Below are 13,114 nucleotides of genomic sequence, written 5' to 3'. Positions count from 1 at the left end.
CGGCCCGGCCCGGCCCGGCCCGAGACGCGCGCCGGGTGCGCGAGACTCGCGCTGGGGTGCGCGAGACTCGCGCCGTGTGCCCGAGACCCGCGCCGCGCCGCGCCGCGCCGCGCCCGGCGCGTCAGCGGATCGGCGCAGCCGTCGATGCGAACGACCGCCCGAGCACGGCCTCCCGGTACCGGTCGAGTGCGGCCGCACCCGCCCCGACGGACTCGAGCGCCGCCAACCCCGCACCGAGCACCGGGGGAGCGGTCACCCACGTCGGCACGGCTCCCGGCACCCGCTCCGCCAACCCGTCGACGACGCCGTCGACGAGCAGCGGATGGCGAGCCGCGAGCACCCCACCTCCCAGGACCACGGGGACCGGCGACGCCGCCGAACCGCCGAGCCCGAGCCGCTCCAGCGCGACCGAGGCCATCAGGACGATCTCCTCCGCCTGTCGCTCGACCACGCTCCGAGCGACGGGGTCCCCGGCCTGCGCGACCTGGAACAGCACGGGACTGAGCCGACCCACCGCCTGGTGTTCGAGCCGGCCGAAGTGGATCGCCTCGGTCACCTCGCGCACGGTGTCGTACCCGAGCGACGCCGGGACCGCCTGCGTGAGTCCGGTCGCCGGGCCGCGTCCGTCCTCCGCCCGGGCCGCGTGCCAGAGCGCCCGGTTGCCGAGGTACGCGCCGCCGCCCCAGTCACCGGAGATGTCGCCGATCGCCGGGAACCGCGCGGTCGCACCGTCGGCCCGGACCGCCAGCGCGTTGATGCCGGTACCGCACACGAGCGCAGCGGCGTCCGGCGAGAGCGTGCCGGCGCGCAGGAGCGCGAACAGGTCGTTGTCGAGGACGTCCGGCGCTCCGCCGTCCTCGTCCCAGTGCCGGAGCGCGGCCTCCGCGGCCACGAGCTCGTCGTGCAGGTCGAGCCCCGCGAGGTACACGTGCGTGGTCACGATGCGTCGTCCGCCGAGCCCCCGGAGGACCCGGGCCCGCACGTCGTCGAGGATCGGGCCCGTCACGTGCCAGCCCCGTGTCTGCGGGTTCGACCCGGGTCCGCGCGCGTGTCCCACGAGCGTGCCGTCGAGGGCGATCGCCATCACGTCGGTCTTGCTCCCGCCACCGTCGACGGCGAGGACCACGTCCGACAGGTCGGCCGTGGACGGCGGAGCCGGCCGGGAGGCGCTGGCCGTCCCCGCCTCGCCGGCTCCGCTCAGCCCGCCCACGTCGACTGCTCGGATCGCGCCCACGGCAGGTGCTCCGCGTTCGCGGCCAGGAGCAGATCGGTGAGCTTCTCCGCCTTGTCGACCTGTCCGACGAGCGGGTGCGCCCACATCGCGCGGAGCACGCGGTCGCGGCCGCCGTGGACGGCGGCGTCCAGGGCGAGGCGTTCGTACGCCGCGACGTGCGAGACGAGCCCGACCATGTCCGCGTCGAGCGGGGCGACCGGCAGCGGGGTGATCGCGGACCGGGTGACACGGGCCGGGACCTCGATCACGTGGTCGTCCGGCAGGAACGGGAAGGTGCCGTCGTTCCGCACGTTGAGCACCTGGACGTCCCCGCGGTCGCCGAGGATCGACGCGAGCACGTCGATCGCCGCTTCGGAGTAGTACGCGCCACCGCGCTGCTCGAGCTCGACGGGCTTCGTCACCACCGACTCGTCCGCGTACTTCGCCAGCAGGGCCCGCTCGGTCTCCATGACGGCTTCGGCCCGGGTCCGCTCGTGCAGCTGTTCCTGGAGCACGACGTCGTGCGCGTAGAAGTACCGCAGGTAGTACGACGGCACGGCGTGCTGCAGGCGGATGAGGTCCCTGGGCATGTGGACGCTCTCGGCCATCCGGTCGAGCGCCCCGGTCTCCGACGCGAGCAGCTCGGCGAGGACGTCGCGCTCCGAGCCGTCGGCACCACGGACGTGGACGCCGCGCTCCCACGTCAGGTGGTTCAGCCCGACGTGGTCGAGCCGCACGGCGGACGGCTCGACGTCGAACTCCGCCGCGAAGCGACGCTGGAAGCCGATCGCGACGTTGCACAGCCCGACCGCGCGGTGCCCGGCTTCGAGGAGGGCCCGGGTGACGATGCCGACCGGGTTCGTGAAGTCGACGATCCAGGCGTCCGGCTTGGCGTGCTTCCGGACGAGCTCCGCGGCCTCGAGGATGACGGGGACGGTCCGGAGGGCCTTGGCGAACCCGCCCGGGCCGGTGGTCTCCTGGCCGATGCAGCACGCTTCGTGCGGCCACGTCTCGTCCTGCTGCCGTGCGGCCTGCCCGCCGATGCGGAGCTGGAACATCACGGCGTCCGCGTCCGTGACGCCGGCCACGAGGTCGTCCGTGACGTGCACGGTGCCCGGGTGCCCGGCGTGCGCGAACATCCGCTTCGCCACGCCGCCGACGAGTTCGCGTCGGACCGGGTCGGGGTCGACGAGCCAGAGCTCGTCGATGGGGAGCTGGTCGCGGAGTCGGGCGAAGCCGTCCACGAGTTCGGGGGTGTAGGTGGACCCGCCACCGACGACTGTGAGTTTCACTGTGGTGCTTATCCCTTCACGCCGGTGAGCGCGATGCCCTCGACGAATGCCTTCTGTGCGAAGAAGAAGATGATGACGACGGGCACCATGACGACGACGGTCATCGCCATCGTCATGGACCAGTCCGTGCCGTGCTGCCCGCGGAACGTCGCGAGCCCGTACGCCACCGGCCACGCGGACTGGTTCTCGGACGCGTAGAGCAGCGGGCCGTAGTAGTCGTTCCACGAGTGGAAGAACATGAAGATCGCGGCCGAGGCGATGCCGGGCCTGGCCATCGGCACGACGACCCGCCAGAGCACACCCCACTCGCTGCAACCGTCCATCCGGGCGGCGTCGCCGTACTCCTTCGGGATGGTCATGAAGAACTGCCGCAGCAGGAAGATGCTGAACGCATCGCCGAGCAGGTTCGGCAGGATCAGCGGCCAGAGCGTGCCGGTCAGGTGGAGGCCCGACCACATCACGTAGACCGGCACCGCGGTGACCTGCGGGGGCAGGAGCATCGCCACGATGATCGCCGTGAAGACCAGGTTGGCGCCCTTGAACTTGATCTGGGCGAGCGCGTACGCGGCGGGGACCGAGCTGAGCAGCATGAACGCGGTGGCGAGCACGGCGTACAGGGCCGAGTTGCCGAACCACTGCGCGAGCGGCAGCTCCGTGAACACCCGTCCGTAGTTCGACAGGTCGAACGGCTTCGGGATGATCGACGCCGTGAGCGCCTGGTTGCTCGACATCATCGACGTGAGCACGACGAACACGATGGGGGCGATCGTCACGACCCCCAGCGCGACGAGTGCAGCGTGCTCGGCGATCCAGACGAGCGTGCGGCCACGGGGTCTCCCCGTGCGCGGAGCGGCTCCGCGTGGGGTGCGGGCGAGTGGGGACTGGGAGACGGCGGTCATCGGGACTCCTCCGGCCGGGTGGTGTTCATCAGTCGGCCTCCGGCCGGAAGACGGAGATGCGTCGCATCGTGAAGACGAGGACGACCGCGGTGATCACGAACAGGACGACGGCCATCGCCGAGGCGTAGCCGAACTGGAAGTTCGCGAACCCGTGCTGGTAGAGCAGCTCGGTGTAGGTGAGCAACGAGGTGCCCGGGTAGCCGAGCTGGGCCGCGGTCCCGCCGCCGATCGTCGCCTTGCCGGACGCCACCCCCGAGGCCACCGCGGCCTCCGTGAAGTACTGCAGCGCCGCGATGACCCCCGTGACGGCGGCGAAGCCGATCACCGGCGCGATCGTCGGCAGGGTGATGTGCCGCACCTGCTGGATCCCGTTCGCCCCGTCGAGACCCGCGGCCTCGTACAGGTCGCGCGGCACGTCGAGCAGGGACGCCAGGAAGATGATCATGATGTCGCCCATCACCCAGACGCCCATGATCACGAGCGACGGCTTCGACCACGCGGGGTCGTTGAACCACAGCGGTCCGTCGATCCCGAAGAACCGCAGGATCTGGTTCACGGGACCCGTGCCCGGGTTGAACAGGAACACGAAGGCCACGACGCTCGCGACGGGCGGCACCAGCGCGGGCAGGTAGAACAGCGTCCGCCAGAAGCCCGTCGCGGTCTTCGCCCGGCTGAGCAGCCCGGCGACCAGCAGTCCGCACACGATCCGGACCGGCACGAGGATCACGACGAACCACAGCGTGTTGACGACCGCCGGGCCGATCTGGGGGTCCTGGGTGAACAGGAAGCGGTAGTTCAGCAGCCCGACGAACTGGGGCTCCTGCAGCTGGTTGTACCGGGTGAACGAGTAGAAGATCGACGCCACCAGCGGGTACGCGAAGAAGATCACGAGGCCCACGAGGGCCGGCGCCAGCATCGTCAGCGCGACGATCCGGCGACGCGACTCGGCGCTCCGTCGCCGACGCGGGGGCCGTGCCGGCGACTCCGGACCCGACCCCGTCGGGCCCGTGGGCCGGGAGGCGCGGGTGGCCCGCGCCTCCCGGCCGGCGGCCTTGGTCGTGGTGCTCATCACGGACCGGCCAGCTGGTTCGCGTTGTCGATGTCGGAGTCGAGCTTCTTGAGCTTGGCGCTCAGGTCGCCACCGTTCTCCTGGTACGCCTGCCAGAACTTCGTGAACGTGCCGATGTAGGCGGCACCGTCCGCCGTGGCGGGCGAGGTCAGCGTCTCCGGGTTGCCCGCGACGTCGACGAACGTCTTGTAGTTCGGTTCGACGTCGAGCTTCGAGGACTGCAGCGCCGAGGTGAGCGTCGGGATGTTCTTCAGCCCGTTGCCCATCGTCACCTGCGCGTCGGTGTTCATCGACAGGTACTTCAACAGTGCCCACGCGAGCTCCGGCTGCTTGGACCCCTTCGCGATGCCGGCGACGTTCCCCGCGATGTAGGTCGTGCCGTACTTGCCGACGCCGGCCATCACCGGGGTCGGCGCGGTGCCGTAGTCGAGGCCCGGCTTCTGGTCCTTGATGAACGCGGAGCGGTACTCACCGTCGATCTGCATCGCGACCTGGCCGGTCTGGAACGCGTTGTCGGCGGCGAACTCCTGGCCGAGGCCGGACGTGAAGGCCTTGAGCTTGTCGTAGCCGATGGCGTCGACGAAGCCCTTCTGCCAGGTGATGAGCTGCTTCCACTCGGGCGACGTGCCGATCACGCTGTTGCCCTTGCTGTCGAGCCAGGACCCGTTGATCATCGGGGCCCAGTGCTCGGGTGAGTTCTCGTAGAAGTCGATGAGCGGGTTGAAGCCCAGCTGCTTGATCGACCCGTCCGCGTTGTACGTCGTGAGCTTGAGGCCGTCGGCCTTGAGCTCGTCGAGGGTCTTCGGCGGGGCGGTGATGCCCGCGGCGCTGAACGCCTTCTTGTTGTACATGAGGGCGCTCACGTCGGCGAGGGCCGGCAGCGTGCACCGTGTGCCCTTGTAGGCGGTGTACCCGCGCACGGCCTTCGGGATGTCCGACAGGTCGACCTTGTCCCGCTTGATGTAGGGCGACAGGTCACGGAACGCCCCGGAGGAGCAGAAGCTGCCGACGATGGCGGTGGAGTACGACAGGCCCACGTCGATGTTCTGCCCGGACGAGATCGCCTTCTGCAACTTCTCGTCGTCCTGGCCGGCGTGGATGTCGACGGTGACGCCGGGGTTGGCCTTCTCGAACCCGGCGACGGCGCTCTTGACCACGCCGGCTTCGCGACCGGTGAAGAAGTGCCACAGCGACACGGTGCCCTTGAGGTCCTTCGGGGCCTTGTCGGCGACGGAGTCGGCACTGCTGCCGGAGCTGCATCCGGCGATGACGAGGGCGCCGGTGGCGGCGACTGCGGTGGCGGTGAGGATCCGCCTGATGGGGAGGGACACTGGGACTCGCTCTCTGATCTCGCTCCGGAGCGCCCGTTTCCGGGCGCGCTGAAGAGCCCTTGGACAGGGCAGGTGCCCTGGGGACAGGGCCGAAGCCCTGGGGACAGGGCTGGGGGATGGTGCCTCGAGTGGTGCGGGTGGGACGACTAGGGGCGCTCGGGGACCGGGACGGCGGCATCGTCACTGATGCGTTCGATCCGGTCGGCGAGCGCGGCACGGACGACGTCGATCAGGACGTGTCGCGCGCCGTGCAGGACGGGGGTGTCGGGGACGCCGGGCGGGACGACGGCGGTGGACCAGCGGGTGCGGGTCCGGAGCCATGCCGTCACGGCGGCGGCCAGGGCGGGACCACCCGCGATCCCGGTCGGGCCGTGCAGCACGACCGTCTCGGGATCGGCGACGGCGAGGGCGGGAAGCACGTTGTGCCCGATGCGCTCGCCGAGGGCGGTCGTGAAGGGGTGCTGTTCCGGCAGGGCGGACAGCTGTGGGAGCACCTGGCGCCAGTCGGCTGCGGTGCCGTCCGGTGCGGTGATCCCGTGCTCGGCGGCCAGGGTGGCGATCGCGGACTCCGAGATGAGGTCCGCGACGAGGGTGGCCGTCGGGTCGATGGAGCGTGCGTCGGCGGGCACGCTGAGGTAGCCGATCTCGCCCGCAGCGCCGGACGCGCCGGTGTGCAGGTGGCCGCCGAGGTCGAGCGCCATGCCGAGGCCCTCGGCCATCCACAGCAGCGCGAAGGACTGCGGTGCGCGGCCGGCGCCCATGTTCCGTTCGGCGATGGCGGCGAGGTTCGCGTCGTTCTCGACGACCACGCGGACGCCGAGGTCCGCCGACAGCGACGCGGCGACCTGTTCACGGGGCCAGCCGGGCAGCCCGTCGGTGAAGGTGAGGGTGTCGGTGGTGTGGTCCACCGAGGCCTGCACGCCGACGGCGACCGCGGTGACGAGGTCCGGGTCGATCCCGGCGGCGGCCGCAGCCCGCGAGATCGCACCGGCGACGATGTCCGCGCCGGGGGCCCGCATCTCGTCCGTGTCCATCCGGTGCGTGGCGACGGGGAAGGACCGGCCGGCGGCGTCCACCACCGTGGACCGGACGTCGACGAGCTGCACGTCCACCGCGACCGCGAGGTCACGGTCGGTGATCGCTTCGTACACGACGGCGCTCGGCCCGCGGCGCCCGGCTTGCACGTCGGTGCCGGCGGGTCGGATGAGCGCCGCCGACTCGAGCCGCCGGATGATCTCGGCCGCGGTCGGCTTGCTGAGTCCGGTCCGCAGGGCGATGTCGTTGCGGGTGCGCGGGCCCTCGTCGAGCAGGAGCTCGAGTGCGGCCCGGTCGTTGAGGACGCGCAGCAGCCCGGGCTGGCCGGGGGTGCGTCCGCGTGTGCTCATGACGAGGACTGTAACGGACAACCTTCCTTACTGAAAGGTTTGTTTACCGATTCGAAACACGCGTTCTGTTCCGCGAAACGCAGGACGCAGGACGCAGCCCCCAGCGGTGGCGCAAGGACGGGAGGCGAGGCTCCCGATGGCACCTGGGCCCACGCCGGCCGGTCCCGGACAGACGCGCCAGCGGCTGGTCGGCCGTGACCGGTGGGGAGCCTCCCGTCCGCCGCGGCGACCCGTCAGGGACGCAACAGCACCTTGATCGCCCGGCGCTCGTCCATCGCGGCGTACGCCTCGGCCGCCTGGTCGAGGGGCAGCTCGAGGTCGAACACACGCCCGGGGTCGATCGCACCGGACAGCACGTCGGGCAGCAGCTCCGGGATGTACGTCCGCGCCGGGGCCATCCCGCCCGCGATCGCGATGTTCGTGTCGAACAGGTAGCGGGTCCCGATCGTGGGGACGCCGTGCGGGACCCCGACGAAGCCGAGGGTGCCGCCGGGGCGCACCGAGTGCAGTGCCTGGTCCATGCTCTCCTCGGTGCCCACGGCCTCGACCGCGCAGTCCGCCAGGTCGCCCCCGAGCAGGTCCTTGATCGCCTGGACGCCCTCGGCGCCGCGGGCGGCGACGATGTCGGTGGCACCGAACTCCGTCGCGAGCGCCTGTCGGTCCGCGTGGCGGCTCATCGCGATGATGCGCTCGGCGCCGAGTCGCTTCGACGCGAGCACGGCGGACAGGCCGACCGCGCCGTCACCCACGACGACGACGGTCTTGCCGGGGCCGACCGCCGCCGAGACGGCTGCGTGGTGGCCCGTCGAGAAGACGTCCGACAGGGTCAACAGCGAGGGCACGAGCGCGGGGTCGACCGGCCCGGGGACGACGACGAGGGTCGCGTCCGCATCGGGGATCCGGACGTACTCCGCCTGGGCGCCACCGACCGGGTCGCCGTACGCGTCCTTCCCGCCGAAGCCGGACAGGTGGTCGCAGCCCGTCGTCATGCCGTGGCGGCAGGCCTGGCAGGTGCCGTCGTTCATGGTGAAGGGGGAGATGACGAAGTCGCCCTCGTGCAGGGTCGTGACGGCGTTCCCGACGGCGACGACCTCGCCGACGAGTTCGTGGCCGATCGGGCGCGGGCGCTTCGTCTCGGTCACGCCCCGGTAGGGCCAGAGGTCCGAGCCGCAGACGCACGCGGCGATGACCCGCACGACGACGTCCTTGCCGGAGATGAGCTCGGGCTGGTCGAGGTCCTCGACCCGGATGTCGTTCGGGGCGTGGATGACTGCTGCGCGCACGGGAGTGCCTTCCGTCGAGATGGTGGGGGAGCGGCCGGTCGACGTCGTCCGGGGCCGTGTCGACAGTACCCTCGTGCGGGTGGACGACGACCAGTACGGCAGCGACGTGCTCTCGGGCGACTGGCGCTCGCGCGGGGTGAAGAAGGTCCGGCAGGTGCCGCTCGAACGGGACATGGTGCTCGAGGACCCGGCGACGGGATGGGCCGGCGCGGTGGTGCGGCTCGAGGCGGGGAACGTCGAGCTCGAGGACTGGAAGGGCCGCCGACGCGCCTTCCCGTTCTCCGGTCAGTTCCTGCTCGAGGGTGAGCTGGTGACCCTGGGTCGGCCGACCGCGCCGGTCGGCCGCGGGCCGCGTGCCGCGGGTGCGGGGGCCGCTGGTGCGGCTGGGTCGCTGGCTTCCGTGCACGCGGACTGGAGGCCCGGAGCGGCTCCGGCGGTCCGCCAGGCCTCCGGCGGTGGTCGCCTCCGCACCGCCTCGGGGTCGTTCGCCGTCGAGGCGCAGCGCGCTCGCGTGGCCCTGCCCTCCCGGATCATGGTCGAGGGCAAGCACGACGCCGAACTCGTCGAGAAGGTCTGGGGTGCCGACCTCCGCGTCGAGGGGGTCGTTGTCGAGGAGCTCTCCGGCGTGGACAACCTCGCGGACGTGCTCGACGAGTTCCGGCCCACCCGGGAACGGCGGGTCGGCGTGCTCGTCGACCACCTGGTGCCGGGGTCGAAGGAGTCCCGCTTCGCGTCCGCCGTCATGAACGGGAAGTGGGGTGCGCACGTGCTCGTCGTGGGGCACCCGTTCGTCGACGTCTGGCAGTCGGTGAAGCCCGCGCGCGTGGGGCTGACGGCGTGGCCGACGATCCCGCGGTCGATCGAGTGGAAGCAGGGCATCTGTCAGGCGCTCGGCTGGCCGCACGCGGAGCAGGCCGACATCGCCCGGGCGTGGCAGCGGATCCTCGGGCAGGTGCGGACGTTCGCCGACCTCGAGCCGGAGCTGCTCGGCCGGGTCGAGGAACTGATCGACTTCGTGACGGAGCCGCGGGCCTGAGCGCGGGCGCGGGCGCGGCCGCGCGCCGCGCCCGCGCGCGGGTGGTGCGCGGCTGATCGGCCGGTGCGAGGTTCGTTCCTCGCACCACGCGTGGAACGCCGCACGGAGCGGAGGGCTGGCTGCGGAGTGCAGGGGGGCGATCCTGGGACTGGCCCTGTCGGGCGGGGGTGATCCGCGCCTCCCGGCCTAATCTGGGGACATGGACGGGATCGACGGGCGTGTGCGGAGCGCGGTCGACGTCTGGCTGCGCTGGCTGCCCCGGTGGCAGATCGGCACGGCGCGACCCCGCACCCGCATCTGCCGGAAGTGCACCGGGTCGCCGATCGCCTCGGCGGCGGGGTTCGGGCCCGACGTGCCGCACGCCGTCCAGCACGCGTTGATCGGGCGCATCTCGACCATCATCGAGGACGCCGTCGACGACTACACGGCGAAGAACCTGCCGCTGCTGCAACGGGAACTCGAGCGGGCCGCGGCACGCAAGCGCCGCTCCGGGTACCAACCGGCCGAGGGACTGCTGCCCGAGTTCCAGGGGCTCGACGTCGACCCGGAGCCGGCTCCGGGGGCGCCGTTCCTGTTCACGCTCGGGGAGATGACCGGCGCCGACGCCGAAGAGCAGGCGCCACGCGAGCCGCTGTCCGAGCCGGCGAAGGCGGCGCTCCGGCACGAGATCGAGCTCTCCGACGAGTGTGCGCGCTCCACCGGGACGGCGGTGTGCCTCGCGCTCATCGAGCACCGCCCCCGGATCGCCGAGGCCGTGGAGCGGCTCGTGGAACCGCAGATCGAGGCGCTGGTGTCGGACATGTTCCGCGGGTTCGACGGGCCGGAGGCGAGCCGCGACGGCTTGTTCTGAGCCGGCGCGGGCGGGTGCTGCTGCTGCGGCCGCCGCTGCTGCGCTCGGTGCGAGGTTGGTCGGCCGGTGCGGCGTCGTCGGCGGGCACGGGGCCATCAACCTCGCACGGGGCGTGACCACGGGGGCTCGCGGGCGTCAGCGCGGGAGCAGCGTGCGGCCCGTGATGACCGTGCCGCGGAGCGAGCGGTGCTCGACCGGACGCGCGGGGTCCTCGATGCGGCCGATCACGAGGTCGATCGCCTCGCGGCCGATGCGGTCGATGGGCTGCTCCAGGGTCGTGAACCCGATCCAGGCGTTGGCGAGCGGGAACACGCCGTCGAAGCCCGTGGCCGACAGGTCGCGCGGGACCTCGACGCCCCGTCTCCGCAGCACGTCGCACAGCTCGAGCATCAGGCGGTCGGTCGGGCACATCACCACCGTCGCGCCGTGATGGCGCATCGCGTCCACGACGTCGGCGGCGATGTCGCCGGTCGGCCGCACGAAGCTCGCGTCGAGGTCGACCACGTCGACGTCCCGGCCGCGCAGGCGGTCGACCATCGCGCGTGAGCGTGCGTGCTGCGTGATCGCGTTGTCCGCCGGGACCGTGAGGACCACAGCGGTGGTGTGCCCGGCGTTCGCCACGGCGTCGGCGATCGTGGTGCCACCGTCGACCTCGTCGCAGTACACGCTCGACAGTGCGGGGTGCAGTTCGGGACGTCCGGCGACGACCGTGGCGATCCGGGGCGCGAACTCGGCGATCTCGGCCGACGGCAGCAGCCCGCTGCAGACCACCAGCCCGTCCACCCGCATCGAGACGAGTGCGGCCAGCGCGGACTTCTCGTCCTCGACGCGTCCGACGCCCGTCGTGGTGACGACCCGGTAGCCGAGCTCGGCCGCGCGACGCTCCATCACGGCGTGCAGGGCGGTGTAGACCATCGACGAGGCATCGCGCACGAGCATCCCGATGGTGTGCGTGCGCCCGCTGACGAGCCCGCGCGCCATGGCGTTCGCCACGTACCCGAGCTCCGCGGCGGCCCGCTCGACCCGCTCCCGTGTCTCGTCCGAGAAGCGTCCGGTGCCGGAGAGGACGCGGCTCACGGCCGACTTCGAGACCCCGGCGCGGGCTGCGACGTCGAGGATCGTCGGCTGTGCCCCGCGGTTCCCGTTCACACGCCGGACGCGGTACCGCGCGTGCCGTGGGCGCCGTCGCGGGACCGTGCCCGCAGTCGGAGGATGCCCCGTGCGATGGCTCGCCAGCCGAGCAGGAAGACGCCGAGGACGATCGTCGCGACGATGACGAACGAGATCGGCAGGGGGTTCCCGTCGACGACGCCCTGACCCGTCGCCACGCGGATCGCCATGCCGACGAAGACGGTCAGGATCCAGGCGACGACGCCGGTCGGCCAGAACCGGAGCGGACGCGACCAGGCGCCGCTCGTGACGTACGCGATCGCCCAACCGGCGAGGAACGGGTAGGCGGTGGTCCACAGGGTCAGCGGCGTGTTCGCCTCGCCGTGCGAGGAGCGCCCGATGAGCGCGAAGACGACGATGAGCACGACGTCGATGACGGCCGCGAGCCAACCCCAGGTGCGCATGTTCACCGGACCATTCTCGCAGCCCGTCTTCCTCCACAGAGCCGCGTCGCACCGGGGCGGTCCACAGATCCGTCCAGGAGGCCGTGCTCGCGTCTGCCTGTCGGCACGATCTGGGGGATGCACCGTCAGATCTCCCTCGCACCCATCCCGGCCCTCCCGGTCCTCCGGACTTCCGCGCACCGCCCCGATGAGTCGGACGTGATCCGGCAGCGGGCCAGGTCAGGCGAGCTCGCCCGGATCGCTCGAGGGTGTTTCGTCGATGCCGCCGGATGGGACGCCCTCAGGCCGGCCGAGCAGCACCTCGTCCGGCTCCAGGCGGCCGCTGACCGGATCAGACCGGACCAGGTCGTGTCCCACGTGTCGGCCGCGGTCGTGCTCGGCGTGCCGATGGTGTCCTCGCTGCCGGGACGCATCCACCTCACGTCGGTCGGGGGTGATCGTCGCACCACGAACGCCACGTTCATCGTCCACGCGGATCTCGACCCGGGCTTCGAGGCGAGCTCGATCACGACGCCGGCGGGTCTCCGCCTCAGCGGACCCGAGCGGATCGCGGCCGACACTGCGCTGACGCTCCCGTTCGTCGACGCGGTGGTGGCCATGGACGATCTGCTCCGTCGAGGCGTGACCAGGGAGCGGGTGCGCGAGATGCTCGAACGCCGCGGCCCGAAAGGGCGCCGACGAGCGCTGCGTGCGGTGGACTTCGCCGATCCCTCCGCAGACTCGCCCGGTGAGTCCGTCGCCAGGACCCGGTTCGATGAGTTCGGGACGGAGCCCCCGGTCCTGCAGCACCGCTTCCGCGAACCCGGGCGACCGGACATCGTCGTCGACTTCTGGTTCCCGGCAGCAGGGGTCGTGGTCGAGTTCGACGGGGAGGTCAAGTACCGCGACGCGACCATGCGCGGAGGCCTTCCGGTCGAGGACGTGGTGATCGCGGAGAAGTACCGCGAGGACAGACTGCGTGCCATGCCCGGCGTCCGACACGTCGTGCGCCTGCGCTGGGCGGACCTCTGGGACGGGGCGGCCTTGCGCGCGAAGCTCCGACGCGCTGGCGTGCGGATGACCCGGTGAGCACGGTGCGGGTTCGCGCAACCGGTGCGGGAGGGGTGGCTCGGTGCGAGGTTGTCGGCGCGCACGGGCCGATCAACCTCGCACTGAGCGCCCGCGGCGCGCGCGGCGCGCGCG

At 72.0% G+C, this 13,114-nt stretch carries 12 protein-coding genes; 3 read left to right on the top strand and 9 right to left on the bottom strand.

Translation table 11 applies throughout. The annotated features are described in order from the left end of the window. Positions 1–121: 121 nt before the first annotated feature. The 7 genes from J7E22_RS16885 to J7E22_RS16855 all read right to left on the bottom strand — a co-directional run bounded on the left by J7E22_RS16885 (position 122) and on the right by J7E22_RS16855 (position 8,472). Positions 122–1,210 carry a BadF/BadG/BcrA/BcrD ATPase family protein gene (locus J7E22_RS16885; protein WP_308159294.1) on the bottom strand — a complete coding sequence of 363 codons (1,089 nt, stop codon included), beginning with the start codon at positions 1,208–1,210 and terminating at the stop codon, positions 122–124. Then, positions 1,198–2,505 carry a 6-phospho-beta-glucosidase gene (locus J7E22_RS16880; protein WP_214983004.1) on the bottom strand — a complete coding sequence of 436 codons (1,308 nt, stop codon included), beginning with the start codon at positions 2,503–2,505 and terminating at the stop codon, positions 1,198–1,200. The genes J7E22_RS16885 and J7E22_RS16880 overlap by 13 nt, the downstream gene beginning before the upstream one ends. 8 nt (positions 2,506–2,513) lie before the next feature. Continuing rightward, a complete protein-coding gene (locus J7E22_RS16875) occupies positions 2,514–3,404 on the bottom strand; it encodes a carbohydrate ABC transporter permease (RefSeq protein WP_214983003.1) in 891 nt (296 codons plus the stop codon). 28 nt (positions 3,405–3,432) lie between these two features. Beyond that, positions 3,433–4,473: a carbohydrate ABC transporter permease gene (locus tag J7E22_RS16870; protein ID WP_214983002.1), complete on the bottom strand. Its 1,041-nt coding sequence runs from the start codon at positions 4,471–4,473 to the stop codon at positions 3,433–3,435. Further along, positions 4,473–5,804 (bottom strand): extracellular solute-binding protein, encoded by a 1,332-nt coding sequence (locus J7E22_RS16865; protein ID WP_214983001.1) that lies wholly within the window; start codon positions 5,802–5,804, stop codon positions 4,473–4,475. The genes J7E22_RS16870 and J7E22_RS16865 overlap by 1 nt, the downstream gene beginning before the upstream one ends. 146 nt (positions 5,805–5,950) lie before the next feature. Further along, positions 5,951–7,189 (bottom strand): ROK family transcriptional regulator, encoded by a 1,239-nt coding sequence (locus J7E22_RS16860; RefSeq protein WP_214983000.1) that lies wholly within the window; start codon positions 7,187–7,189, stop codon positions 5,951–5,953. Between the two features lie 233 nt (positions 7,190–7,422). Further along, a complete protein-coding gene (locus J7E22_RS16855) occupies positions 7,423–8,472 on the bottom strand; it encodes a zinc-dependent alcohol dehydrogenase family protein (protein WP_214982999.1) in 1,050 nt (349 codons plus the stop codon). A gap of 79 nt (positions 8,473–8,551) precedes the next feature. Between J7E22_RS16855 and J7E22_RS16850 the strand changes: the two genes are divergently transcribed. Both J7E22_RS16850 and J7E22_RS16845 read left to right on the top strand, forming a co-directional pair. Beyond that, positions 8,552–9,508: a DUF3097 domain-containing protein gene (locus J7E22_RS16850; RefSeq protein ID WP_214982998.1), complete on the top strand. Its 957-nt coding sequence runs from the start codon at positions 8,552–8,554 to the stop codon at positions 9,506–9,508. 199 nt (positions 9,509–9,707) lie between these two features. After that, positions 9,708–10,358 (top strand): spermidine/putrescine ABC transporter substrate-binding protein, encoded by a 651-nt coding sequence (locus J7E22_RS16845; protein ID WP_214982997.1) that lies wholly within the window; start codon positions 9,708–9,710, stop codon positions 10,356–10,358. Positions 10,359–10,493: 135 nt separating this feature from the next. Here J7E22_RS16845 and J7E22_RS16840 read toward each other — a convergent pair whose 3' ends face one another. Together J7E22_RS16840 and J7E22_RS16835 are read right to left on the bottom strand one after the other, a co-directional pair. After that, a complete protein-coding gene (locus J7E22_RS16840) occupies positions 10,494–11,507 on the bottom strand; it encodes a LacI family DNA-binding transcriptional regulator (RefSeq protein WP_214982996.1) in 1,014 nt (337 codons plus the stop codon). Continuing rightward, the gene (locus tag J7E22_RS16835; protein WP_214983005.1) at positions 11,504–11,932 is read right to left on the bottom strand and encodes a DUF3054 domain-containing protein; all 429 of its coding nucleotides are present in this window, start codon (positions 11,930–11,932) and stop codon (positions 11,504–11,506) included. Before J7E22_RS16835 ends, J7E22_RS16840 begins: the two co-directional genes overlap by 4 nt. Before the next feature lie 117 nt (positions 11,933–12,049). Here J7E22_RS16835 and J7E22_RS16830 point away from each other — a divergent pair, with 117 nt between their 5' ends. Next, the gene (locus J7E22_RS16830; protein WP_214982995.1) at positions 12,050–13,000 is read left to right on the top strand and encodes a hypothetical protein; all 951 of its coding nucleotides are present in this window, start codon (positions 12,050–12,052) and stop codon (positions 12,998–13,000) included. The last annotated feature ends 114 nt before the right edge of the window (positions 13,001–13,114 follow it).

The sequence above is a fragment of the Curtobacterium sp. ISL-83 genome (assembly GCF_018613895.1).
Lineage (GTDB): Bacteria > Actinomycetota > Actinomycetes > Actinomycetales > Microbacteriaceae > Curtobacterium.
The sequence above is the reverse complement of the archived record's forward strand: the minus strand, read 5'-3'. Positions and strand labels throughout refer to the sequence as shown.

What these genes read in the sequence shown, in the direction of transcription:
- J7E22_RS16870 (WP_214983002.1), bottom strand. Translation starts at nt 4,473, where the DNA reads ATGAGCACCACGACCAAGGCCGCCGGCCGGGAGGCGCGGGCCACCCGC.
- J7E22_RS16830 (WP_214982995.1), top strand. Translation starts at nt 12,050, where the DNA reads ATGCACCGTCAGATCTCCCTCGCACCCATCCCGGCCCTCCCGGTCCTC.
- J7E22_RS16835 (WP_214983005.1), bottom strand. Translation starts at nt 11,932, where the DNA reads ATGCGCACCTGGGGTTGGCTCGCGGCCGTCATCGACGTCGTGCTCATC.
- J7E22_RS16860 (WP_214983000.1), bottom strand. Translation starts at nt 7,189, where the DNA reads ATGAGCACACGCGGACGCACCCCCGGCCAGCCCGGGCTGCTGCGCGTC.
- J7E22_RS16875 (WP_214983003.1), bottom strand. Translation starts at nt 3,404, where the DNA reads ATGACCGCCGTCTCCCAGTCCCCACTCGCCCGCACCCCACGCGGAGCC.
- J7E22_RS16845 (WP_214982997.1), top strand. Translation starts at nt 9,708, where the DNA reads ATGGACGGGATCGACGGGCGTGTGCGGAGCGCGGTCGACGTCTGGCTG.